Raw genomic sequence first — 26,218 nt, 5'->3', positions numbered from 1 at the left:
CAAAAACAAACATGTTTTTATTTTTTTCTGCCTATCTTTAAATTTAGAATTGTTTTTTATGGTAAACAAAACAACCGAATTGTCATTATCGGATTTTAATAGTTTGAGTCAGCTAATTGCTACTAGTGGTGCGATTGATTTATCCAAGCTGGTTCCTAGCCAAGAAGGGCTTCAAGAATATATTGGGACCAAGGATAAACTAAATGAAATGGGAGTTAAAAATGAATTTCAGTCGCCTCGCGAAGCATTAGCAAGCTATATTAATAGAAAATACTTTAGAGGAGTTAACCCTGCCACAGAGCTAACATTCATAAATGGAATTAAACAAGCCATTTTCTTAGCAGTTGTTTCGTCCATTGGCGATGGAGATAGCGTTATCGTGTTTGAACCCTATACTACTGACCTTAAAACTGTTGTTGAACTTTGCGGAGCCCGTCCTGTATACATTCCTCTTAAAGAGCCCGATTTTAGAATAGACTGGAGTGAGGTTCAACGAGCCATTAATGCCACAACTAAATTGATGATAATCTCATCTCCTCACCTTTTAACAGGACAAACACTATTACCTGAAGATTTAGAGGAGTTGCAGCGACTAATCAATGGCACAAAAATAAAGCTGGTTATAAATGAGTCTTTATCCGAAATGGCCTATTCAACCAGTACTGGTGCAAGTGTTAACTTTTATCCTAAGCTTTGCCAAATAACCTACCGGATTGGCTCGCTGAATTTACCTTTTGCGCATAACGATAGTAACATTGCTTATTGTATTGCTCCAGAAAAACTAATGGCTCACTACATTGCAATTAAGCATGCTATTGCCGATGATCCCGATTTTAACAGCTCCGTTTATCTTAGCCTCCTTATAAATAATGATGAGCAAACCAAGATGCTTCCGAGTTTGCTGGAAAGGAACTACAATCTTGTAGTAGCCCGACTAAAAGATTCAAAGTTTAAGGTTAGTAATCAGACTGCTGGTTATATGGTTCTGCTTGATTATAAAGATTATGACGATATTAAGGATGTGGAAATGGCAAAACGATTAATTGAAAAGGGTGTTGGCTTAATGCCTCTATCATTCTTTTCTCACGATAGGCAATGCCGTAGGATGTTAGGAATGAATATATCAATTAAGTCCTCCCTTCTGGAAGAAGCTCTTAACCGTTTAGCAAACCTTTAGCAGCTACAATAAATAATTGAAACATTTCAGCCAGGATAACACCCTGGTTATTTTTATATAAACAGCAGCTAGCTAGTTTTCTAAAAATTTATCGATAATGAAAAGCATTTGGTGGGGCTTTATGGGTTTTTCGAGTACAGTATCAAACCCATAATCAGCTAGCTTGTTCCTATTTACCTTTTCTGGGAATGCTGTTTGCCCTAAAACAGGAAGATCGTTTCTGAATAATTTTATTTGTCTTGTTGCTTCAAACCCATCAACTTCGGGCATTACTAAATCCATTAAAACTAGGTCAATATTTTGGTTGCTCTTTACTAGGTTTACGGCTTCCAACCCATTTTTAGCCCAAATGAGTTTTGCATTTGTTTTTTGAAGTAAGGCTTTGAAATATATAAAGTTAGCGTCAATGTCGTCTGCTATAAGAATTGTTTTACCTGGCCAGCTAAATTCTGCCCGAAAACTTGTTTTGGTGTTATTGTCGAACTTCATCTTAACAGGAATAAAGGGAATAGTGAAAAAAACGCTAGTGCCTGACCCAAGCAGGCTATTAACCCATATTTTACCTCCGAGTTTTTCAACAATGTGTTTTGAAATTGCGAGTCCAAGCCCTAATCCACCATGCTGCCTTGTGTTTGAATCATCGGCTTGCCGGAACGGGTTAAAAATGTAGTTTATTTTGTCTTGGTCAATTCCAATTCCACTGTCAATTACGTAAAACATTAAATTGTGCTCATCCTTTAACCTATATCCAAACTCTACAAAGCCATTTGGGGTAAACTTGAAAGAGTTTGAAAGGAGCTGTTTAAGTACCTGTTTTAACCTGCTGGGGTCGCTCAAAATGATTAAATCGTCATGCTGAATCTCTTTTCTTAAGCTAAGTCGAATTGGTGAATCACCTCGTTCAATTTCATCAAATTCTCTAAAGATCTCATTCATTAAAGAGTTAACTGAGAATTCTCTTTTTGATATTGAGATGCTACCCGTTTCAATTTGTGATATTTCAAGGATGTTTTCTATAATTCTGAGTAGATCTTGTGAGTTTTTGTAGATATATTCTGAAAATCCTCTTCGTTCTTCGGCGCTTATGGATTCGTCGCTTAGGAATGATGTAAAACCAATAATAGCATTAAGGGGTGTCCTGATTTCGTGGGAGATATTATTGAGAAAAGTTGACTTTAACTTGTCGGATTCTTCAGCTTTGGTTTTTGCAAAAAGAAGCTCCTTTTCGTATTCTTTTCTACGTGTTATGTTTTCAAAAACTGCTAGTATCTGTTGAAGTTCGCCCTTACTGTTTATAACAGGAGAGAACGATGCGCTTACCCAGATTTTTTGACCATTCTTTCCTCTTATCTGAATTTCTCCTTGCCAGTTCTCTTCAGCTCTAACCTTGTTTAATGCTTGCTCTATTAAATTTTTTGATCCAATTTCAAGATTTACATCCAGAATGCTTTTACTATAGAGGGTGTCGATATTGTAGCCAGTAAGCTCAGTGAAGTTTGGATTGATAAATTCGAATTCAAAATGAGGCGACAGAATTATAATACTAATGGGAGTGAATTCAATAGCTTTAGAAAGAACATCACGATAGTGCTCCACCTCCTTTTTTCGAGTTATATCAATTAATATAGCTCCGATTTTTAGCTTATTCTGAGTGCCAATAAACTTAAACTTGTGGAAAGCGTAAGTGTTTAGCCTACCATTTTCATCCGTAATTTGTATTTCTGATTCATCTGAATGGATATCGGTGATGTTGTTTTGATGCTCCTTTAAATAGTCGTTAAAGTTCTTACCCTTTGTGAGCTGTTTTAGATAGTTGTTTTGAAAAATAATTTGGTTTGTTATACCATCCTCAATGTATACACCAAAAGGTAGAGAGTCTATAAAAACCTTAAACTGATTTTCCGATTGACGGAGTTCTTCTTCAATTATGTAATTATTGGTTATATCTTTTATCTCTTCAGCAATTGCTACTATTTCACCATTTGGATTTAGAATGGGATAGGCATGCAGTTCGATATGCAACTTTTTGCCATTTGGCTGAAAACGTATTTCGTTTCTAACTATTTCCTTTTCCGAAGATGTTATAGATACAACAGGGCACTCTCCTGTATGACAATAAATGCTACCAAAGGTTTCATAACAGGTACAACTATTTGCTTTTCCCCGTTTAATTGAGGTTAAATCTTCAAAAGCTTTGTTTGTGTATAATACGTTAAAGTTTTTGTCAATTATTCTAATACCATTGCTAAATCCTTTAACCGCTTCATCAAAAGAGATATCTTTAATTGTATTTAGGTTGATAGTTTGGCTTGAGTTAAGTTTTGTATTAGCCTTATCTTTTATTTGCAAAACTTTTTTTGCGACAAGTAGTAATAGGAGCAAGAAAAAGATGAGAATTGGAGTTGCAACATAAATTGTTTGATTAAGATGTTGCTTCTCGTCAAGTATTATAACATTACCAACCTCCTTACCAGTTAAATCGGTTAGGGTTGAAAGGGTAATAAAGTTTTTCTTTGTTAAGTGTTTGTTATATTGATGATTAATTAAAACAGCCTTCCCTGTTAGCGAAGTGATTAGGTTTGTTACTTTTCTAAGGGGATAAAGAATGTTTGTATCATTTCTAAACTCAATTTTACCATATAATTGATTATCCAATAGGTATATTTTATTAGTTCCGAATATAAAACTATCGGCTACTAGTAGTAAATTGTTATTATCAATTTGGTCATCCCGGATAGTGATGTATTCTTGGTCATAAAGTTTTTGTGAAGTTGGGATGTATACTGCTTTGTTTATTAAAGATGAGCTAATTGCTTTGAATTCGGCTTTCAGTTTTTGTTTGTTAATTCTATCAATTGTTTGTGCATCCCTAATTAGCACTATGTATACAAACAAAGAAGCAATAGCCGTAAAAACCAATAAAAAAATATGTAGCGATTTATCCTTAAAATTACGAAATTCCAATTTTATAATGTTTTTAAATATGCTCAAATGTAAAAATTATTCTTACACATAAAAAGAAATGGGCATAAAATATGCCCATACTAATTTTATGATTTAACTTGAGATATTACTGAATCAGCAATTTCTTAAATGAAGTTGTGCCGTTTTCAAATTCAATCTTAATAAGATAAATTCCAGGTGCTAAATTGTTAACATAAATGGTTTTGTTACGGCTGTTAATGTTATAAGCATTCAATTCAACTCCATTAATTGAGATGACAGATAACCTTGAAACTATTATATCAGATAAAATCTTAAAGTAGTCTCTTGTCGGGTTTGGATAAATAGAAAAACTGTCAATCTTCTCATATGTTGTGTCTAATACATTAAGAGTTATGCTAATAGTTTCGGACTTGGTGGCGCTTATTTTACCTGTTATTGTCGTGTAGTTGCTATGAGAAACTGTATATGGAATTTCATTAGCATAACCAACATTGTAAAAAATTACTTCCCCATTTGAATCAGTGTATTTTAAACCATAATCTTTTAAGTCTACTTCGGCACCTTCCACACCTTTTGAATTACTTTGAACAAGGAAAGTTATGGTATAGGTTAGCTGGTCTAAATTAACTTCAACCTTTTGTGGTTGGTTGCTAACTGTTAATGTGTTGTTTGAAGATGTAGTATAGCCTTCATGTGATACTTCATAAATGAATGTGTTGCTGGGAAGATAAAAGCTTATATGGCCATTTAGTGCGTTTGCTTGTTGGTAAAGTTCTCCCTGCTTAAATATTCTTACCAAGGCATTATCGAGAGGAAGGTTTCCAAGAGGGCCAGAACCTATAATTGTAAATTCAGTTTCAAATACGTTCCCAATAATTGGAGTTAAGTAAATGTTTATAATTGTGTCATTTGTAGCGTTTAGCCAGAATTTTGTGTCGATGTAACCACTTTTTTGAATGGTAATTAAGTCTAACCCATATGCTGTTTCCAAAGTGGCAGAACCTGTGCTGCTGGTGTTGTAGGTTAGAGTATTATGCTGTATGGTTGCATTCTCAATTGGTGTTTCATCAACGTTATAAACGTTTATCTGGGTTTGGAACGATTGAGGTGTAAGATGTACTGTGAATAATTGGTTTGCATCGGTTACATTTATGACAGTATCTTTTTCAATAAATCCTTGTGCACTTACTTTTAGTAGGTTACTGCCAACTGGTAAATCGACATTAGCTAAGCCATTTGCAGAATAATAGCTTTGGCCAGTTTCAGTTAGTACTTTTGCTAAATCGATATAAGATTCATCGGAAGAATTTTTAATTAGTAGCTGAATGGTCTCCTGTTTTATAAGATTAATATTGATGCTTTCCCCTTGGTTTGAAACAGTAACCGTTCCAGTCTCGCTTTTGTAACCTGCTGCCGTTATGGTATAGCTATATGTGCCGTTTGGCTTGCTAAATTCACCAACACCGCTAGTATTTGTGAATTTAACCGAATTGTCAAATTTAACTGTTGCATTTGGAACGGGTGTGCTATTTGATTTGATATTAAAAGTAATCGGGTATGTTGTTGTGCTGCCTATTGTAGATATTTTAGCCTTCCAACCACTTCGTGTTTCGCTAGCATCGGATGTGAAGTTAAATGTTAGCTCACCATTTGCACTTGTTGAGGTAAACGATTGGGGATTCTTGCTACCACAGTAGGTTCCTACAACAGGGCTGTTAGCATCAGGACCATTATAAATGGTTAACTTATCGTAGTTGCAATCAGTTTCGCTTTCAACATCAAACGAAACAAATTCAACATTTATCTTACCATTATTTTTAGGTTTAAATGTTAGCGTGTAGTTTTCTTTATTGGTGTAGTTTGAATTAGCTCCTCCCGTATCATAAAACCAGGTTTCATCAACCTCAAGGGTGCCATTAGTCATAAGAACCTGTCCAAGTACCGATGCTGTTGTAAATGACCATGTGATACAATCCTTATCGCATAATCCAATGTTGTTTCCTGGTATAACACGCCAATAGTAAGTTGTGACAGGTTGTAACTTAATATCGATAAACGATTGGCTAACTCTTCCAACATATGCAAGCGATTCGGGCTGTGTGCCTATGTAAACATCGTAGAAAAGGGCATCGGTTGAAGGCGTCCACGATAAAACAGTGCTTTCAACATCAATGGAATTGTCAGCAGGTGATGGATTTTCTACACATTTAGGTATGGCTGTTGGTGTAATGCATTGCAACTTAATTCTCCATCCCGAACTATTTGTGTTATCATCGGAGGTGAAACGGAATGTGACATAGTTGGTGCTACTACTAAATTCAGATGGTATGGTTGACCCACTAAATGGGCTACCACTAAACATCTGGCTTGATGTGCTATTGCCATCATAGGCATAAAGATAATCGTAGTTGCTTTCTGTTGAGAAGTTTAGTACCTCAACACGGTATTTCTCAATCTCGCTATTGGTTTTGAAAGTAATGGTGTAATCTTCATTGTTACCATAATTGGACTCTTCTCCTCCAGAATCAGTAAATATTGCATTGCAGGTTTCAACGGTGTCGTTACTCATTCTAACCTCTGAAAAGATTTTTATAGGAATAAACGTTGTTTGCTGATTGCTTGCAAGAGGATAGCTTGTTGATGTTGAGGTGATGATTATCGGGATTTGTTCAATATCAATCTTATCTGAACTGCTAATACGAGCAAAAAGTTTAGTTTTCTCAGATGGATTAAAACCTCTGTCTACCATGGGTTCGTAGGTTAAACTAACTTTATCAAGTAATGTATCAGGAAGTACGAGGTTGACATTATAGTCGGCAATGGCTGAGTTACCCTTGTTTTGGAACTCAAATTCAATATCGGCTATTTCATTCTTTTCTAAAATGCCGTTTTTATTTCCCATCAAAGTATCAACAATGGTGAAGTTGTTAAACGCCATTTGGGGAGCTGAGACAGTAATTTTCAGGTTAGATGTCCATACCCCCTGGTCGGCAAAAAATGTTAAGGGAAAAATTTGCTGGTAGCCATCTTCCACATCAATGGGAATGGAGAATGAAAAGGCATCGTTTGCCCATAACTCTGAACTTGCATTAATATTTGATATGCCAATAGAATCGGCCGATGCTAAAGTTATTAATCCGGTTGACGAGCCTATTTTAACGCTTACGTTGGTTGCGTTGGTTTTGCCAACATTTTTTAATCGAAGATTTACTTTGATTTGTTCTCCATAGTCGGCAATGCCATTATTATTTTCTTCAGAATCATTAATGGTAGAGCCAGTAAGAGTGATATAAGCATTATCTGATTCAATAACTTTTATGGTATCTATAAATGGTTGGGTTTGAGGTCGAGTAACCGTGAGTATAATCTTGCCTGTTTGGGTTAGCTCAGGAATAGCAATGTCGTTTAAGCCCGTGGATTCAAAGAAATGAGTTGCCAGTATTTGGTCATCCATTGTGAGCGAAAGGTATGAGTTCTCTTTTGCCTGAATGCTTATGCTGTTTATTCCAACAGGGACAACATTTGGGAAGTCTATTTGGTTGGTTTCTGGAACTTTAAAGTATGGCATAAGAGAGGGGTCTCCTAGAACATTATAAGCCTCCCAGTAGTATGTTGAGTTAATTTGACGAGAGTAGTCATTAATTTCGGCTTGTGTTACTGCAATGTTGCCACAAAAAACAATTGCACCAGCAGTTACATAATTGCTTCCAAACGGAGCATCGTAAGCGCCTGTAGTTGATTCTTCGAATGTGGGCACGTAGCCATTATTATTGCCACTCATAGGGAATGCTCCTGTAGCCCAGTACATGTCCTCTTTCCAGTAGCTGTTTGGCGATGAGCCAATATATGTAACTGCTCCACCATTTGCTTTTCTTAACCATGTCTCGCCCACGCATTCCGAATAGCCAAAATTTGCCGATAGGCAGCAATTTGCAATAACAAAGGGGTATTGCTGATTGTTTGTTAAAGTGTTTACTGTGGATATGGGAAGGGCTGGATCTTGCCATCCGCCCTCTGAGCAGTGTGCAGTGTAGTTTATAAAACCAACAGCTACTTTATCGGCATCGTAGCAACCCGTGTAACCGGATGATGCTGTTGCGTTGTTAGTATCGGAATCTACGCCATATTCGTAAATGTTGCTCCAACCATTGGTTTGGTTAAAATGATTTGCCGTGGCATATTTAATTGTAGGTTGTGCAACAGCAGGGTTCCATGTTGCATCGGCACCGGCAATTAGATTAACGCTGTTAAGATATGTGGGATCAGAAAACTGGAACTGTTCGTAGTAGATTATTTTGTTGATAATAGCCGTTAACTGGCTTGCACTGGTTGCCGATAGCCTCCCATAGTACATCTCGGGGAATTTGTCGCCATCAACACTAGCGTAGTATAAATCGGTTAGTTTCCCTGATTGGCTTCCTGTGGCTGATGCTGGTACCTGTTCAACATCGCCTACAAGTACTAGAAATGTAGGTGCAGGATTCTCTGGTGTAGCCGAGTTGTAAAAGTTTTGTATAAAAGATTTAATGGCATCGGCGGTGGTTCCTATCTCATCGGTATATTTTGTTGTTACCTTAAACCCTTTTTGCGTTTTCCATGCAATGTATGGTTGAAGAGCCGATTCAAATATTCGGTTTGCAATAATTAGCATGCTTACAGGATATCTGGTTAGGTCGGGATGTGAATCGTAAGCCGTACCCCCTGCATTGAGCATAGTGTTATAAACCACATCAAAGTAGGGAGAGTAGAATGCATCAGCTGAAGGATTTTTAGTGGGGCTTCCTTTTACATCAACATTAACCTCAATATCGTTGTAAACCTTAATTTTTCCCTTTGCTGGGTTGTATTCAATAGGATATATCGTAACTCTTGCAATGGTGTGGTTTCTTAAATTGCCAAGTATTTCAGTTTTTACAATAGGTTCTTTTGTCTTGAATGAAGACTTGCTATACGCTTGCGCTTTTATTCTAAAATCTTGGAGTTGGGGGTCTTGGTCTTTGCGGACAGGGGGTTGCACCGGAATAATCGGAACATTTATTCCTTTTTCACTTAGGTTAACTTCTTCGGTTTTGTAACTTTTAACTTTAGCTTGAATTGTGGCACCATAAGGAATGCGAATGATTTTTTTAATTGATGGTAATTCGGGCTCACCTATTTTACCGTCGGGCAAAGAGTTCTTAAACCAAATTTTAGAGAATGAATCACCCGTTTTAACCTGCTCCTTATCCCAATTTAGCTTATCAATACGAATTGTCAGGCTGTAGCTGTCTGGAGTTTTTGGAGTGAATTTTTCAATAAATTCAGATTTTTTTGAATCATCTATTGCTTTCAGCAAAATCTTTTTTGGTTGAGGACTTGCCGAAAACGTTATTAATCCTAAAAGTAAAGTAGCTAAAAGTCTCATAAAAATTTTTTATTAACCCTTGCAATATAGTAAAACGTTTATTTATAGCTAATTGTTTCGGCAAAAATTTGTTTTTATTAATTACACCATGAGAAAATCACAGATGATGGAATCGCTTATGAAATAATGCTTTGGGGTATTTTACTATTCCCAAATATTAATCCATGCTCGTCATAGATTAGCAAAGCATATCTGAGCTACTACTTATGGACAAAGAAGCCGCAGACTTAGCTGAGCAAGGGGCTGTATTTAGTTAAATTCATAAATTTTAGTGTAAAAGCATTTTTTTATTCCCATTATAATCCCAGCTGAAATGTTTTTATCTCAGCTAATTTAAATTTAACAAGTTTAGTTTCTCCTGTTTTTCTATTATGCACAATTCCAACAAGCTCGTTTTTACTATTTCTATCCAAATGTAGTTCTGAATACTCATTTAATGTGTAAATTTTGCTATTATAATATATATGGTTTCCAGATTGAAGTATATGATAAATATCTTTTCCTACTTGAACAACTAATTTATAATGGTTTTCAACTTTCCAAGCGCAAATAACCTTAAACTTAATGGGTTCGTTCACATTAAATGTATTTTGTGTTAAATCATTGGGAAAGTAGAGAGTATCAAGCCTCACCCATTTTTCTTCACTTATGTCGTAAAATTCAGGGTAATAGTTAAACCATACTAATTTGTTATTACCATGTCCAGATATGTGATTTAATAATAGTCCTGCAAGATTGTTATTGGTTTTGGCAAAGTTTGGTGTGTCAACAACTATAGTATTGTCGTGAACTACTGAGTCTGCCGAAATTTTAAAGCTACATAAAAAATCATTATTAAACTTAAAATGGTTGTTTTCATACTTATAAGATGTGGTTAATAATTTGTTGCCTTCAAGTAGAAAAGCGTTATTGATATTGATATAGTTATCTGCACGGAGCCTGTAGTAATTGGTTATTTTAAGCGTAGAATCAAGTGTAAATATTATTTTTGTCGGAAAGATATTATAATCTTTACCAAAAGGTATTGGGTAGTAACATGTTGCCAATGCAGTTATTAAGTCTTTATTGTAGTAAATGCCCTTAAAATGGTATTTAGGATACGAAACTTTATCTAACACAAATTGGGATCCTCTAATTTCCTCTATTTTCTTTATATCGTTTGAGAAAGGTGCATAATACCATGTGCTATCTAACTTTAATGTTGTAGAAAAATTAACATTATTAGAAGAAATTGCCTGAATAGAATTGAATATCCTATCATTAACCAATAGTAATGTGTCATTTACTAATGTTAGCATTCGCACTGCACTTAGAATTAGGCCAAGTTCTGACTTTTCTACACTGGATAAGATGTTGAAGCCACTGGTTATTAGGTTGCTAAAAATGAGTTTATTATAAAAATAGTAAGAAAGTGGAAACGAGATTCGTTGATAAGGGTGGGTTGTTTTATCAATTATTGAAATTGCTGATGCATGTTTATAAGAATATAAACTAAAAAGCTCTTCCGAAGCAATAACTTTTATGTCTTTAGGTATTCTTAAAACTTCGGAAGTATATTTATGCAATGCCTTTTCTGGAACATCTTTTATAACAAATGTAACTTTGTCTAGTAATTGATTTTTTCTGAATTCATTAAGTATTTCCTGTATGGGTGCTGTGCATGAAATGCAATCAGACGGTTTTATAGCAATGTAGATTTCAGTTTTTTTATTATTTAAACCTAAACCTAATGTGAAAAATGCTAATTGTTGTAAGAGTATATATATTATTATTCTCTTCATATTTCTTTTAATTTTTGTAAATATTTTAAAAGATTAGAGTTATTTATTATAAATAAAAGGCAGAGATAATCTGCCTTTTGTTTATGGTGTGTTTTTTTCTTTAACTATTTTATTAAAGAATTCTTTTTTAACTCGATACACATTCGTTGGGTTTCTTTGCTTATCAACTGTTTTTCCAATTATTTGCACATGAGGTTGAATTGGTGAACGTAAAATAGATTCATTACTTCCATTATTGCTTTGTTTTAATGTTGGCATCATTGGCTCTGTAATATATGAAAAGCAAATTGCATCATATGGTTCCTCGCATATAAATTCTATAAAATCAGGTCCAATCGCAATTACTTTTAAATGTCCTCTAATGTAAATGTTTTGGGCTGCTAGATTTATACTTAATAAAGTAAAGATCAATGAAACTGTTAATAATTTTTTCATGATGTAGTTTTTAAAGTTTAAAACATATATTTTTAGTTTGCACTCTTTCGACCCAGTTTGTGTCTCTGGGTGTACCTCCCCCACCTGGTGGGCTTGGTACAAATGTAGTAAGAATTTTCTTTTCCTGTTTCTTAACGATTTTATATGATTAAACATTAATGTAAGACAAGATCACCCCTCCCTAACAAAAAGTCAAGAGGAAAAATATGTTTTATAACATAAAATATAAAAATGGCTGTTTGGAAAAAAGGCATTTTTAGATATCAAACAAATTTTTCCTTATTATAATGCTCCTTACTAGGCGTAGTCTAGCGAATATCTACGCCACTACTTTGGGATGACGAAGTCGCAGACTTCGAGGAGGAAGGAGAATGCGGAGAATCAATAAAATGAGTACTTTTTGGTTTAACTTTTATTTGAAAAATAAAACTACAAAAAGAGTGGGGATGATATTGTGTGATCCCTGCTCTAATTTATTTAACGGGAAATAGTGTTTTAATTATACAATAAGTAAATCAGAGATAATGGAATCGCTTATGAAATAGTGCTTTGGGGGGATTTTTAATTTACCATTCTCAATAATTAATCTACCACCTTTTAAATGCTTGTCCATTTGGCTGCGAATGGGGTGTGAATTTAGGCTATCAATATCCTTCGCAAGTAAATCGTAATCGATACCCCAAATTGTTCTTAGCCTGGTAATAATCATTTCGTTAAAATGGGTTTTTGAATCAATCGGTTCGGATTCAACGTGTTCAAATCCAGATTGAATTAAATTTTCCCAGGCTTCAATTGATGCCGGATTCCACCATCGTTTTAATTTGTTGTAGGAATGTGCCGAGGGGCCTAGGCCAAGGTACTCCTCACCTAACCAGTATCCGCTGTTATGCCGAGAAAAGAAATCTGGCTTTGCCAGATTTGAAACCTCGTAGTGGATGAAACCATTTGCAGATGTAACCTGGCTAAGAAGTTGAAACTGTTTTTCACTTATCTCCTCATCAAGTGTTTGAATTCTTCCTTTTTTAATCTTTTGGGTAAGAGGAGTACCTTCCTCGTATGTGAGATGATAGCATGATAGATGCTGGATGTTCAATTTCATTGCTTCCCGAAGTGAAAATTCCCAGCTTTGAAGGGTAGAGTTTGGTAAGCCATAAATCAGATCAATGCTGATGTTATCAAAACCAGCATCTTGCAGTGTTCTTATAGCATTTACTGCAGTTTGTGCATCGTGTCTTCTGCCTAAAAAGGAAAGTTCGGAGTCGTTAAACGATTGCACACCTATGCTTATTCGGTTAATTCCTGATTCGAGATACTGTTTTGCTAAAGGTAGTGTAACATCGTCGGGGTTAACCTCAATGGTGATTTCTGGGTTTGAGTCAATAGTAAAGTATTTAGGAATCGATGATACAATTTTTTTGATGTCTGACACTGGAAGAAGCGAAGGTGTTCCCCCACCAAAGTAAATGGTTTTAACTATCCTATCGTTAATGTTTTTGTTTTGGAGTTTAAACTCTTCTACAATGGAATTTGCAAAATCAGAATTTAGTAAGCCCTTTCCAACCGAATAGAAATCGCAGTAACTACACTTCTTGTAGCAAAATGGTACGTGGATATAAATGCCTGACATGTTTACAAAGTTAAGCTGTTTAGTTCTAAAATGAATATTAATAAATGTGTTTAATGCTAATTCTTTTGTGAACTAGATACCTTACCTGTTTTAAGTTTGAGCAGGGTGATGTAAACCCAAAATATTTTGGTTTAGTAATTTAAAAGTATTTTGCTGACAATAAAATGTAAAACGAGCTATCTTTGCATTAATAGTTTTATATTACATGGGTATTGTTTTGCTTTATTCCCCTTGTTTAAATGTTAAATGTATATCATTTACAGGGGGCCTAACTGACAGAGCGGAAATATTGAAAAGTTACAGATATGAATAAGCCAAAAATTGCTATCGCCTCTGATCATGCTGGTTATGCTACTAAAGAGGAACTAAAAAAGTTTTTAACCGATTTAGGTTATGATGTTTGGGATTTTGGCACTCATAGCGAGGAGAGTGTTGATTATCCCGACTATGCTCACCCACTAGCCGAAGCAGTTGAAAAGGGAGAATATCCCTTAGGTGTTATCCTTTGTGGAAGTGGAAATGGGGTGTCAATTACAGCCAATAAACACCAGGGCGTTCGTTCGGCACTTTGTTGGATTCCCGAAATTGCAAGTTTAGCACGCCAACATAATAATGCTAATGTGTGTGCAATCCCTGCTCGTTTTGTTAGTGTTCCAGAAGCCAAAAGTATTTTAAAGGCATTTCTAGACGCCGAGTTTGAAGGTGGTCGGCACGAACGTAGAGTTGAAAAAATACCAGTTAAGAAATAAATTGTTAACAAAATAATACAGTCATGGAAAGCAATAAACCCATATCTTCATTCATAGAAAAGCACTACCTGCATTTTAATTCTGCCACTCTGGTTGATGCAGCCAAGGCATATAAAGAGCATATCGAGAGTGGTAAAAAGATGATGATCACTTTAGCAGGTGCTATGAGTACTGCTGAGCTTGGAATTAGCTTAGCCGAGATGATCCGACAGGACAAGGTGCAAATAATTTCCTGTACAGGTGCGAACCTAGAAGAAGATTTAATGAACCTAGTTGCCCACAACCACTATAAACGTGTACCACATTATCGCGACCTCACACCTCAGCAGGAATGGGAGTTGCTACAAAGTGGACTTAACCGTGTTACTGATACCTGTATTCCAGAGGAAGAGGCTTTCCGTCGTCTGCAATCGCATCTGTTTGATGTTTGGAAGGAAGCACAGGACAAAGGTGAGAGATATTTCCCGCACGAGTATATGTACAAGATGCTACGCAGCGGAGTGCTGGAACAGTACTACCAAATTGATCCCAAAAATTCCTGGATGATTGCGGCTGCAGAAAAGAACCTTCCAATAGTTGTTCCTGGATGGGAGGATTCAACCATGGGAAATATTTTTGCTTCATACTGCATTACCGGTGAGCTTAAACCTTCAATTGTAAAATCAGGTGTTGAATACATGATGTTTCTTGCAGATTGGTATACTAACAACGCAGGAACCGAAGGTGTGGGATTCTTCCAAATTGGAGGTGGTATTGCAGGCGATTTCCCTATTTGTGTTGTACCCATGCTACATCAGGATTTGGAGAGAACAGGTATTCCTTTCTGGAGCTATTTCTGTCAAATTAGCGACTCAACAACCAGCTATGGATCCTATTCGGGTGCGGTACCAAATGAGAAGATTACTTGGGGCAAGCTAAATATTGATACTCCTAAGTTTATTATTGAATCTGATGCAACAATAGTTGCACCGTTAATTTTTGCTTACGTGCTTGGCTGGTGATCAACAGTATGAAATATTTAGGAATGGCCACAAGAAATTGTGGCCTTTTTTCGTTCAATAAATCTAGATTTCTATACTAAAAAATTGTAAAATTGTGTAAAACTAACAACCCACTGGCATGAAAACTATTCAAAAACTATTACTTGTTTTTTCAATTTTACATTCTGTAAATGTATTAGGGCAAAGCACCCTTGAAGTTGATTCAAAAACTATCAATGTTAGCCTTTACCTCGATGCTGCCTCAATTACGCGCAAGGCAACGGTAAACCTTGCCCAAGGGCAACAAACTATTGTTAAGTTTTCGAATCTCTCACCATACATCGACAAGAAATCAATAAATGTTAAAGTCCCCGATGGAGTTTCGATTGAGGCTGTAAATCACTCAAATAATTTTCTAAAAAAGACTGATAGAAGTGAGGAGGAAAAATCGCTGGCGAATAAAATAAAAGATCTTGAAGAACAGCGTAATAAGTTAAATGCTGAACTCAAAGTTGTTAATGAGAAGATATCTTTTTTAAATGAGAACAAAGTGATTAGTGGTAAGAATCAGGCTCTGCCTCTTCAAACTCTCAAGGAAACATTTGATTTTTATGGTTCTCAGATTAAGGAGTTGAGGTTTAAAATTCTTGATTTAAATGCAAAACTTGCTGAGCTTAACAGTGTTATCTCAAATACCCAAAAACAGCTATCAGCTATAAGTTCAAGTCCCGATGAACCATCGGGTGAAATTCAAGTTACTTTGGAAACCAAGGAGCCAAAAACAAAGGTACCCATTTTTATTAGCTATCTTGTAAAGAATGCGGGGTGGTTTCCACAATATGATATAGTTGCCAAATCGCTTAATCAGCCAATTAGCTTGGTTTATAGGGCAAGTTTAAGACAGGAAACAAAAGAGAATTGGAACAATGTAAAGTTATCCTTAAGCAATGCCCAACCCAATGTTTCGGGAGTGGCTCCTAAGCTAAAAACATACTGGTTAAATTATGGATTAAAGCCCCCAACATACAATAGGTATATAGGTATGGTTGAAGGTACTGTAACATCATCCGATGATGGAGGCCCTTTGCCAGGAGCATCTGTTTATTTGCCAGGCACTACCATAGGAACAGTAACTGATGCAAATGGTTATTTTACTATTAATATGCCTTCGGATAAAAATGAGCTAACCTTTAGCTTTGTGGGCTATGAAGCAAAGACGGTTAAAGTGAATTCAAATGTGCTAAATGTGATGCTTGAACCTGATGATGCCTCAATTGAAGAGGTTGTTGTGGTTGGGTATGATGAGGAGCCTAGTCCCAGATATCGGGCTGCAGAAAAGAAAGCAGTTAAGAAGCCCACTATTACTGCAGGTGCTGTAAAAGAAAAGGGAATTATTGAGAAACCAACAAATGTAGAGTTTGAACTTGATAAGCCTTTTTCATTGGTTTCAGGAAGTAAATCCCAAAACATAAAACTGCTTACCTACGAGATACCCGCAACCTATAAATATTTTGCAGTACCTAAAATTGACAAAAGAGCTTTTTTGTCGGCTTCCTTAACAAATTGGGAGATGTATAATCTGCTTGATGGCGAGGCGAATATCTATTTTGAGAATACCTATGTTGGTACAACTCTAATTGATACCAGAACAGCTCTTGATACCTTGGAGGTCTCTTTAGGTGTTGATAAGGCAATAGTAATAAATCGCGAAAAGTTAAAGGATTTCACCAAAAAACAGTTTATTGGAGGCAGTAAGGAGGAGACGCGTAGTTGGAAAATTACTGTAAAGAATAACAAGAATGAAGATATTGATATTACCATACTTGACCAAGTGCCGGTTTCTACTAACGATGAGATTAAAGTAGAAGTGCTTGAAAGTTCGGGTGCAATCATAAACCATGAGACTGGTGAGGTTAAGTGGCTCCTTAATTTAGCTGCTGGTGAGCATAAAGAGCTAGTACTGACCTATTCGGTTAAGTACCCTAAAAATAAAAGGTTATATATCGAATAGAAACTTGATTAGCTGGTAAAGGTTCCCTACTTATTCCTATTTACCATAAAATCGGTAAGAATGAGTAGGGAATCTTTATATTCCGAATCGGGTATGTTATTCAGTATATCTTTAGCCTTATCACGGAATTCAAGCATTTTTTGATGAGTATATTCCAGCCCACCCGAATGTTTTGCAAAAGCTATGATTTCAGGAATACTTTCTTTTTTACCCCTGGTAATAAGGCGTAATATTCTTTTACGTTCCTGCTTGTTGGCATTTTTCAGGGAATAAATTAAAGGAAGTGTCAACTTCTGTTCTTTTATGTCATTCCCTGTGGGTTTGCCAATGGCTCCCGAAGGCTGATAATCGAAAAGGTCGTCGCGTATTTGAAAGGCAATACCCAGGTTCAGTCCAAACTGGTACATGGTGTCAACCATTTCGTCTGGTGCTTTAGTAGCGATTGCACCATTTGCACAGCAAGAAGCAATGAGCGAAGCGGTTTTCTTTCTGATTATCTCATAGTATGTCTCCTCATCGATATTCATTTTTCTTGAGCGCTCAATCTGAAGTAGCTCGCCCTCACTCATATCCTTAACGGCTTGGTTAATCACCCTGAGCATATCTATTTGGTTATGCTCAATGGCAACTTGTAAACCCCGTGAAAGAAGGAAGTCGCCAACAAGAACTGCAACCTTAGAGCGCCAAAGCGCATTTATTGAGAAAAAGCCGCGACGTTCATATGCTTCGTCAACTATATCATCGTGAATTAGCGTAGCTGTGTGAAGCAGCTCAATCATTCCTGCTGCCACGTATGCTGGTTGTTCTATTTTGCCACAAGCACCCGCACTTAGGAATACTAACATTGGTCTTAGCTGCTTCCCCTTGCGCCTTACAATATAGTTGACTATTAGGTTCAGCAGCTTAATGTCGGAATTCATGTTCTGCTTAAAAAAATCTTCAAATTTTTCTAAGTGGTTGCTTATCGGCTTTTTTATATCGTTGAGCATAAATCTGAATTATAATGCCAAATTAACCAATTTTTATACAGATAAAACAAAAAATCTAGCATAATGTTATTAAAAATGATTTTTGACAATGTTGAAAAATTAAAATATTAATATATTTGCATGCACTTAATATGATTGAAATACAGTAGGATAAATGGTACAAGTTGGAGATTTAAAGGTTGAGCAGCTAGAGCAAGCTGCTAATATGCTGAAAGCTATTGCACATCCATTAAGGATTGGAATTATTAGCCTTTTGGAAAAGAATGGTCAGATGACTGTAACGCAAATTTATGAGTCGCTTAAGATTGAGCAGTCTACTGCATCTCATCATCTTGGAATATTAAAGGACAAAGGTGTTCTTTCGTGCAAGCGTGAGGGCAAAAATTCTATGTACTCTCTGCGTAACGAGAATTTAGGCAAGATTCTCGATTGCGTGGGTAAGTGCACACTTTAAAATTCGTTTTAATGGGTTCAACTGTTGATTTAGTACTGCTTGTTATTCTAGCATTTGGAGCAATCCGAGGGTTTTTAAATGGTTTTGTAATGCAAGTAACCTCGCTTGCTGCCTTACTTTTAGGCATTTGGATTGCAGTTCGGTTTTCCGATTTAACTGCAGTGCTTTTGGTTGAAAAGGTCAAGCTAAGCGGACAGTATATACCCATTCTTGCTTTTGCCATTACGTTTATACTTGTTGTAGTTGGAGTGCATTTTGCTGGTAAAATGATTGATAAGGTTTTTAACCTCACTCCGCTTGGCATTGTGAATAAGCTACTAGGTTTGCTTTTTGGTTTTTTTAAATATGCAATAATTCTTAGCGTTCTAATAGTGTTTATTGAGAAGGCAAACGATAGGTTTAATTTTTATACCCAGGAAGCCAAAAACAAAACAATTTTGTATAAACCCTTATCGCGTTTAGCACCTGCTATATACCCTTACCTACACTTTGATTCGCTAAAAGAAAAATTTAAATCGACCTAGCTGCTTGTTTTGTCGGAATTTTAAGCTAAATCATATATATTTGAAGGCCTAAAAGGCCTTTATTTTTTAATTAAAAACCGTTTAAGCCGTGAATTTTGTTGAGGAACTAAAATGGAGGGGTATGATACATGATATCATGCCTGGTACCGAAGAGCAGCTTGCAAAAGAGATGACTGCTGGATATATTGGTTTTGACCCAACTGCCGAATCGCTTCATGTTGGGAGTTTTGCTCAGATACTTCTTTTAAAACGCTTTCAGATGGCTGGGCATAAGCCAATAGCCCTTGTTGGTGGTGCAACCGGAATGATTGGTGACCCAAGTGGTAAGTCGCAGGAGCGTAACCTGCTCGACGAGGAGACCCTCCAACGTAACCTTAATGGAATCAAAAATCAGCTTTCTAAATTTTTAGACTTCGATAGTGGTAAGCCAAACGCCGCTGTTCTTGTGAATAACTACGATTGGATGAAGGGCTACGATTTCCTTAGCTTTATTCGTGATATTGGAAAGCATATCACGGTTAACTACATGATGGCTAAAGATTCAGTTAAAAAGCGTTTGGGCGAGGAGTCAAAGGAAGGAATGTCGTTTACTGAGTTTTCATACCAGCTTGTTCAGGGCTACGATTTTCTGTGGCTATACCAGAATATGAACTGTAAGCTACAAATGGGTGGCTCCGACCAATGGGGGAATATAACCACAGGGACAGAACTTATTCGTCGAAAGCTAGGTGGCGAGGCATTTGCCCTTACCATTCCGCTCATAACCAAAGCCGACGGAACAAAGTTTGGAAAAACAGAAAGCGGTAATGTTTGGCTCGATGCTCGTTTAACATCACCCTATAAGTTCTATCAATTTTGGTTAAATACTTCCGATGAGGATGCAGAGCGTTATATTAAAATTTTCACCTTGCTCGATGAGGCTTCAATTAACAGCCTTATTGCTGAGCATAAAAAGGAACCCCATCTTCGTAAACTACAAAAGGTTTTGGCACGTGAGGTGACAGTGATGGTTCATTCCGAAGATGATTACAATAGAGCTGTTGAAGCCTCTGAACTACTGTTTGGAAAAGCAACTACCGAGATGTTAAGCAGGTTAGACGAGGAAACCTTCCTTTCTGTTTTTGAGGGTGTGCCAACTTTTGAGGTAAAGAAAAGTGAACTGGCACAAGGGATACCCGTATCCGTTCTTCTTGCGGAAAAAACCAAAGTATTTCCATCAAAGGGTGAGCTTCGTAGATTGGTTCAAGGTGGAGGCTTAAGCATTAACAAGCAAAAAGTAGAATCGGCCGATAACCCTGTAAATGCCGAAATGCTTCTTAACGGAAAGTACCTTTTGGTTCAAAAAGGGAAAAAGAACTACTTCATTATAATAGCATCGGAATAATTACGTTCATACTTATGGGTGTGACAATTTAAGGGCTTGCAGTTTTTATGAGCAAGCCTTTGTTCTTCTTTTGAATATTTTTTTGAAATTTGACATCAAATGAAAAGCTATGAGTAACTCGGATGTAAACCTAGAGACTTCCATGCAATCCATAATGAAAACCATTTGGAATGGAAGAAGAGTCCTTTTTGTTGTTGGCGTTTTAGCTTTTGTGCTTTCGTTAATAGCATCGCTCTTAATTAAACCTCAATTTAAATCTGTTGCTACTATTTTTCCGCCAGTATCTAATCAGGTTTCTAAGGAGCTGACTACTGTGAACATACAGGAAGGGCTCACAACTTTTGGTGAGACCCAAGAAATGGAGCAATTTTTACAGGTTCTAAACTCTCGTTCGCTTAAGGATTTGGTTATAAACAAACTCAATTTATGTAAGCATTGGGATATTGATACAAATCAGGAATCTGTTAAGTTTAAAACCTATAACAAGTTCGATAGCTATATAAAAATCAAACCAACCAGGTATCAGAGTATTAACGTTGAGGTAATGGATACCGACCCTGCTTTTGCTGCTCTCATTGCAAATACCGTGGTCGATTTTTCCGATAGCCTAATGAGGTCCATAAAGGCTCAGGTAGCACAAAATGCGCTTAAGGTTCTGGAAGAACAGTACCAGATTATGGAAAGTGAGATGAAAATGTTAGAGGATTCCCTGGCTGTAGTTGTTTCAAATGGTGTTATTGACCCCGAGTATCAGTCAAAGGTTTTTTATAAAAACTTCATTTCTGCCCTATATAGTAACGATAGGAATAAGTTGAAAATCTTAAACAACGAGTTAAAACGTTTTGGTAATGGAACTTCGAAACATGTAAGATATTCGGCTGAGATAAATAACCTTGCAGAGCATCTGAACCTTTTGCGCCAAAATATATTGGTAGCCCGAATTGAAGCAAGCCAAAAAATTCCTACTCAGTTCATTATTGACAGGGCTGATGTTCCCGATAAAAAAGCGTATCCTAAGCGTTTACTAATAGTGGCTACCTCTACATTATCGGCTTTACTATTTGCCATATTTTTTATGCTACTTGCTGAGTATATCAAAAAACTTAAAAATTTAGGGTAACGAGAGTTACAATATTTTTAAAAGTAATGCTGATTGTTCAATCAATAAAATCATTTTTTGGAAGTAAGCCGGTGCTAATTGCTAGCATCCTCTTTGTACTGATTAATGCTTTACTTGTTGCTACCGAAAAATCGCTTTTTATTGTAGTGCCTGTCTTTTTTATTTTTCTTCTTTTTTACATATGGTTTCCCAACCGATTTTATAAGCTTTACTTGCTGTTAAGCCCTTTATCAATCCCCTTGTCGGAATATGTTCAAGGTCTTCCTTTCGACCTATGGATGCCTTCGGAATTATTTATTGTGGCTTTAGCGCCACTCGTTTTTATTATGCTTTCAAAATCATCGATTGAGAACCGATGGTTTAGTTGGCAACCAGTTCTACTCGTAATCTATTTCTTTTTAGGATGGCTTTTGGTTGCCACTATTAATAGCACCATGCCTGTGGTATCTGCTAAGTATTTAGTGCTAAAGGTGCTGTACTTTATGGTTTTGTTTTACCTACCCTTCATCCTTTTTTCATCGGATGCGATATCGTTCAAAAAATTTCTTGGGTTTTATATTGTTGGTATGTCGGCTGTAATCCTTATCACATTATGGAAACAATGGGAAAGAGGACTTTTCGATAAGTTTGTTGCACATGGAACATGTAACCCATTTTTTACTGACCATACATCATATGCCGCAACCTTAGCATTGCTAATACCGGTTGTGATTTCGTTTGCAGTAGTGTCCAAAAAAGGATTATTAAAGTGGTTGAACATCGCATTGTCATTAATTCTGATTGTGGCTTTAGTGCTGTCATATACAAGAGCGGCATGGCTAAGCTTAATTGTGGCTGGTGGAGTTGGGATAATATGGTGGCTTAAGATTAGATTCAGGTACGTGGTTGCTCTTGCTGTTGCCTTCGTTGTCACTTTAGGCTATTTCCAGGACGATATAGTGGTTTGGTTAAATCAAAATAGAACCGCTTCGAGTGGCGATTTAAGAAAGCATATCAGTTCAATTGCCAACATCCGAACCGATGAGTCAAATGTTGAAAGGCTGAATAGGTGGACTTCGGCTATAAGAATGTTTGAAGAAAAACCTGTGTTTGGTTGGGGGCCAGGAACCTACATGTTTCAGTATGCACCCTTCCAGGCCTCTTACCTGAAAACGCGCGAAAGTTCAAACCTTGGGCTAAAAGGTAATGCTCATAGCGAGTACCTTGGGTTACTAGCCGATGCAGGGATTCCTGCTGTTTTTGCCTTTATTCTGATAATTGTTGTTGTCTTTTACGATGGTTTCAACTTGGCTTTGAGGCTTAAAAAGAAGAGCCAGGAGCGAACTATTGTTGTGGGTGTTCTGTTAGGTTGGGTTACCTACGTGTCGCATGGGTTCTTGAATAATTTCCTTGATATGGATAAGGTGGCTATCCTTTTTTGGGGCTATGCTGCGTATATTTATTCTTTGAAGTTTCGTTATAGGAATTCGAAGCCTAGTAGCGAGATGTCATCAAAAACTTTTTCAGATGTACGCTCTTGAGCTATCTTTTCAATGATTTTATCAACGCTCTGATTGCTTGGGAGTATCTCTTCGATAATTTTTGTTGAGTAAATCACCTTGTCTCCATCTACTGTCTCAACCAGTCCATCGGTATAACATATTAAGGTACCTGGTTCATCAAAAACCACCTTGCCATCGTTAATTACAGGAATATCATCTATCATTCCTAGTCCTACGCACCCCGATTTTAGCTGGAAAATCTTTTTCGATTTATGTAAATAAGCAAATGGAGGGTTGTGTCCTGCGTTGATATATTCTAAGGTGCGATTACTGGTATTGTAACGCCCAATAAATAGGGTGATAAACTTTTCACCTTTTGCTGCTGCCAGGACTCTTTCGTTAAGCTTTTTAATTAATGTTTTCAGGTTGATGTGATTATCGAAAAGAGCCCTAAGGTTTGCTTGGAAGTTCGACATTAACAGGGCGGCTGAAATACCTTTCCCCGAGACATCGGCAATGCAGAACCCAATTTCGTTTGGGCTAAGTGCTATCACATCGTAGTAGTCGCCACCAACCTCAAAGTGTGGGTGATAGTACGAAGCAATTTTTATCCCAGGTATTTTGGGCATATCTGTTGGAGCAGGAATAAGCATGGACTGCATTCGTGAGGCCAACTCCAGCTCCTTACGGATTGCTTCTTGTTCCAAACTTTTATGGAATAGCCTTAAGTTCTCAATGGCAACAAAAATGATTATTGATAGTGTTTGAACAAAGTTTAGATGCCTGATTGTTGCGCTCACACCTTTCTCGTACTCGTTGGTGTCGCCTATAAGAACATATCCAACTGGCTGGTTGTTCTGAATTACGGGTATAATAACGTCAAGTTCTAGGAGGATAGGATTGTCCGATACCCCAACAAAGGTAATCTCATTGAAAGGGATGAGGTCGCGTTCAACGTTGATGTTCTCAACCACCTTGTCGGGGCAGTTGCTGTTTAAAAGCAGCTCCCATTTGCCCTCTTCCATTTTGTATAGAAGAATACGATCGATACCCAAGTCGTCGTTCAGGATGCGTCGGAAACGGTCTATTAGCTCCTCGGTTTTAAGCTCGGCACTAATGGCTTGAGCCATACCAAGAAGCGCATTTAGCTTGAATGTACTAAGCTGTAACCTATTCTGCGACGCTGTTATCGACATCAGATGGTGGTTTAGATAAAAATAACTTATTCCTAAAAAGGAATAAGTTACTGCAAAAATACAAATAAATCAATATAACCAGTAAAAAGATTAATTACTTAACCCTTTCGGCATACTCTCTTGTCCGGGTATCAATCTTAATTTTATCGCCAGTATTAATGAAAAGAGGCACGTTGATGGTAGCGCCTGTTTCAACAGTTGCTGGTTTAAGTGCAGTTGACGATGCAGTATCGCCTTTTAAACCAGGTTCGGTATAGGTAACTTCCATCTCTACAAATGGGGGGAGCTCACAGGTTAGAATGTTTTCATTCTCTGCTTCAACCATCATCTCTACATATTGTCCCTCCTTAAGTAGGTCGGCATTGTCAATCATGTGCTCACCAATTGTTATCTGCTCAAAGGTTTCCTGATGCATGAAGTGGTAGCCTAAATCATCGTTATATAGAAACTGATAAGGCCTACGCTCAACCCTAACTACGTTAACTTTTACACCAGCATTAAAGGTGTTCTCAATAACCTTTCCCGTTTCTATACTCTTTAGCTTTGTACGGACAAAAGCCCCACCTTTCCCTGGTTTTACGTGCTGGAATTGTACAATGGTATATATTTTACCATTATATTCAATAAAAAGACCATTCTTAAAATCTGCTGTTGTTGCCATACATTTCTATTTTACAATGGATTGCAAATATAGCAAAATTGCACCTAACTAAAAAATAACCTTATGTTATGATTCACCATGGTGCTTAACTTCTAAACACATGGTGCAAATTTTGTTGTCGTTTTTTTGTTTTTTACATATTTTAGCATAATAGTTAAATAGTGTTTACTTAAAAATTAAAAAAATGAAAAGAACAGGTGGAAATCTAGCAATCTTATTTGGATTACTCATCCTAACATCCTGCAATGGGAAAAAAGCTACAGACAATTCCGTTGGTAGTAGTGATCAAGGTGTTTGTGTTTGGGATAACGTCTCATTAAGGGAAACTCATGAAAAAAATGGCAAATGGTTATCAAGTATTAGTATTGGAGAAACAGTAGAGTATCTTGATGAATCCTACAAGGATGATAGCTCAGCTAAGAAAGTAGAATACCTTAAAGTACGGTTAAAAGATGGTAAAGAAGGTTGGGTAAGAAGCGATTTTATTGTTCTGGGTGCTAAACCTGCTGTTGTGGTTGAACAGGCATCGGTTTATAAAAGGCCCGATTTGCTAAATAAAACCGATAAGAATTTCGATGAGATGGATATTATTGCCGTTAAATCGGAGAAAGATGATTTTATTGAGGTGGTTGGAAAACGTTCAAGCGGAAAATGGATTGAGACTTGCTGGATTAAAAAGGATGTAGTAAGCTACTCTGAGGTTGATATTGCCACTGCAAAATATGCTAAAAAGGCCTTGGCAATAAAGGATGAATCGGAAAAGATGAATGCCCTTATCGAAATTGTAAATAATCCTGATTTAAGCCAGTCAGTTTTTATTGCGAAGTTAAATTCAATGATAAATTTTACAGACGAGATGTCACCCGAAGATTTTGAAGGAGACCCTTCGTCTGATGAGATTGTAGAAGAAACACAAGAAGTTGCTGATTCAACTGTAACTGAATAGCAGTTAACGTTAAACCCCAGAAATCCAAGGAGGCAAGTAAATTGCCCTTGGGTTTTTGGGGTTTTTTATGCCATTGAACGATTCGGAAGCCCCTTGTCATGCCGAGCCTGCCGAAGGAGCTCTGATGGAAGAATATGATTAAGTTAGAGGAAGTTAAATGAAGTTAGAGGAATTTAAAAGAATGACTCGGAATGATTCGGAAACAGTCGGAAGTATCGGAATTTCATTTGACAAATCTTGAATTTTGAATCCGTCTAAGCCAGACACAGCCTTGAATCCGTCTTCGCCGGACAAGTCTTAAATGTTGAATTAATGTTATGCTGAGCCTGCCGAGGCCACGTTTGTTTCCCTTC

Annotated in this window: 18 protein-coding genes; 10 read left to right on the top strand and 8 right to left on the bottom strand. The window is 36.9% G+C overall.

What is annotated here, in order from left to right; translation table 11 throughout:
* Window positions 1-58 precede the first annotated feature (58 nt).
* Complete coding sequence (locus FHG85_RS12470; RefSeq protein WP_173076410.1) at window positions 59-1,177, top strand: aminotransferase class I/II-fold pyridoxal phosphate-dependent enzyme; 1,119 nt, start codon at window positions 59-61, stop codon at window positions 1,175-1,177.
* Window positions 1,178-1,249: 72 nt separating this feature from the next.
* Here the strand turns inward: FHG85_RS12470 and FHG85_RS12465 are convergent, their stop codons facing one another.
* The 5 genes from FHG85_RS12465 to hemW all read right to left on the bottom strand — a co-directional run bounded on the left by FHG85_RS12465 (window position 1,250) and on the right by hemW (window position 13,370).
* Complete coding sequence (locus tag FHG85_RS12465; protein WP_173076408.1) at window positions 1,250-4,141, bottom strand: hybrid sensor histidine kinase/response regulator; 2,892 nt, start codon at window positions 4,139-4,141, stop codon at window positions 1,250-1,252.
* Between the two features lie 106 nt (window positions 4,142-4,247).
* A complete protein-coding gene (locus FHG85_RS12460) occupies window positions 4,248-9,527 on the bottom strand; it encodes a C25 family cysteine peptidase (protein WP_173076406.1) in 5,280 nt (1,759 codons plus the stop codon).
* Window positions 9,528-9,823: 296 nt separating this feature from the next.
* Complete coding sequence (locus FHG85_RS12455) at window positions 9,824-11,308, bottom strand: hypothetical protein (protein ID WP_173076404.1); 1,485 nt, start codon at window positions 11,306-11,308, stop codon at window positions 9,824-9,826.
* 81 nt (window positions 11,309-11,389) lie between these two features.
* Window positions 11,390-11,743, bottom strand: coding sequence for a hypothetical protein (locus tag FHG85_RS12450; RefSeq protein WP_173076401.1), 354 nt, complete (start codon window positions 11,741-11,743; stop codon window positions 11,390-11,392).
* 499 nt (window positions 11,744-12,242) lie between these two features.
* Window positions 12,243-13,370, bottom strand: a complete 1,128-nt coding sequence (gene hemW / locus FHG85_RS12445; RefSeq protein ID WP_173076399.1) for a radical SAM family heme chaperone HemW — start codon at window positions 13,368-13,370, stop codon at window positions 12,243-12,245.
* Window positions 13,371-13,675: 305 nt separating this feature from the next.
* Between hemW and rpiB the strand changes: the two genes are divergently transcribed.
* The 3 genes from rpiB to FHG85_RS12430 all read left to right on the top strand — a co-directional run bounded on the left by rpiB (window position 13,676) and on the right by FHG85_RS12430 (window position 17,110).
* A complete protein-coding gene (gene rpiB, locus FHG85_RS12440) occupies window positions 13,676-14,119 on the top strand; it encodes a ribose 5-phosphate isomerase B (RefSeq protein WP_173076397.1) in 444 nt (147 codons plus the stop codon).
* Between the two features lie 23 nt (window positions 14,120-14,142).
* On the top strand, window positions 14,143-15,120 hold the full coding sequence (locus FHG85_RS12435; RefSeq protein WP_173076395.1) for a deoxyhypusine synthase family protein: 978 nt from the start codon (window positions 14,143-14,145) through the stop codon (window positions 15,118-15,120).
* 118 nt (window positions 15,121-15,238) lie between these two features.
* The gene (locus tag FHG85_RS12430) at window positions 15,239-17,110 is read left to right on the top strand and encodes a DUF4139 domain-containing protein (RefSeq protein WP_173076393.1); all 1,872 of its coding nucleotides are present in this window, start codon (window positions 15,239-15,241) and stop codon (window positions 17,108-17,110) included.
* Between the two features lie 26 nt (window positions 17,111-17,136).
* On the opposite strand, the gene FHG85_RS12425 is transcribed toward FHG85_RS12430, so the two are convergent.
* Window positions 17,137-18,099 carry a polyprenyl synthetase family protein gene (locus FHG85_RS12425; RefSeq protein ID WP_173076391.1) on the bottom strand — a complete coding sequence of 321 codons (963 nt, stop codon included), beginning with the start codon at window positions 18,097-18,099 and terminating at the stop codon, window positions 17,137-17,139.
* Between the two features lie 154 nt (window positions 18,100-18,253).
* Between FHG85_RS12425 and FHG85_RS12420 the strand changes: the two genes are divergently transcribed.
* The 5 genes from FHG85_RS12420 (at window position 18,254) to FHG85_RS12400 (ending at window position 23,101) form a co-directional block, all read left to right on the top strand.
* On the top strand, window positions 18,254-18,553 hold the full coding sequence (locus tag FHG85_RS12420) for an ArsR/SmtB family transcription factor (RefSeq protein WP_173076389.1): 300 nt from the start codon (window positions 18,254-18,256) through the stop codon (window positions 18,551-18,553).
* Window positions 18,554-18,564: 11 nt separating this feature from the next.
* A complete protein-coding gene (locus FHG85_RS12415; protein WP_173076387.1) occupies window positions 18,565-19,077 on the top strand; it encodes a CvpA family protein in 513 nt (170 codons plus the stop codon).
* Between the two features lie 88 nt (window positions 19,078-19,165).
* Window positions 19,166-20,461 carry a tyrosine--tRNA ligase gene (gene tyrS, locus FHG85_RS12410; protein ID WP_173076385.1) on the top strand — a complete coding sequence of 432 codons (1,296 nt, stop codon included), beginning with the start codon at window positions 19,166-19,168 and terminating at the stop codon, window positions 20,459-20,461.
* 109 nt (window positions 20,462-20,570) lie between these two features.
* Window positions 20,571-21,581 carry a Wzz/FepE/Etk N-terminal domain-containing protein gene (locus FHG85_RS12405; protein ID WP_173076383.1) on the top strand — a complete coding sequence of 337 codons (1,011 nt, stop codon included), beginning with the start codon at window positions 20,571-20,573 and terminating at the stop codon, window positions 21,579-21,581.
* A 26-nt stretch (window positions 21,582-21,607) separates the two neighbouring features.
* A complete protein-coding gene (locus tag FHG85_RS12400; RefSeq protein WP_173076381.1) occupies window positions 21,608-23,101 on the top strand; it encodes an O-antigen ligase family protein in 1,494 nt (497 codons plus the stop codon).
* On the opposite strand, the gene FHG85_RS12395 is transcribed toward FHG85_RS12400, so the two are convergent.
* Window positions 23,038-24,258 (bottom strand): PP2C family protein-serine/threonine phosphatase, encoded by a 1,221-nt coding sequence (locus FHG85_RS12395; protein WP_173076380.1) that lies wholly within the window; start codon window positions 24,256-24,258, stop codon window positions 23,038-23,040. The genes FHG85_RS12400 and FHG85_RS12395 overlap by 64 nt on opposite strands.
* A gap of 94 nt (window positions 24,259-24,352) precedes the next feature.
* Entirely contained in the window at window positions 24,353-24,919 is a 567-nt protein-coding gene (efp, locus tag FHG85_RS12390) for an elongation factor P (protein ID WP_173076378.1), read from the bottom strand.
* Between the two features lie 184 nt (window positions 24,920-25,103).
* On the opposite strand from efp, the gene FHG85_RS12385 reads away from it, so the two are divergent.
* On the top strand, window positions 25,104-25,865 hold the full coding sequence (locus tag FHG85_RS12385) for an SH3 domain-containing protein (protein ID WP_173076375.1): 762 nt from the start codon (window positions 25,104-25,106) through the stop codon (window positions 25,863-25,865).
* Window positions 25,866-26,218 lie beyond the last annotated feature (353 nt).

It is taken from the genome of Tenuifilum thalassicum (assembly GCF_013265555.1).
Lineage (GTDB): Bacteria > Bacteroidota > Bacteroidia > Bacteroidales > Tenuifilaceae > Tenuifilum > Tenuifilum thalassicum.
Note: the sequence above shows the minus strand (reverse complement) of the source record. Positions and strands in the feature narration are given on the sequence as shown.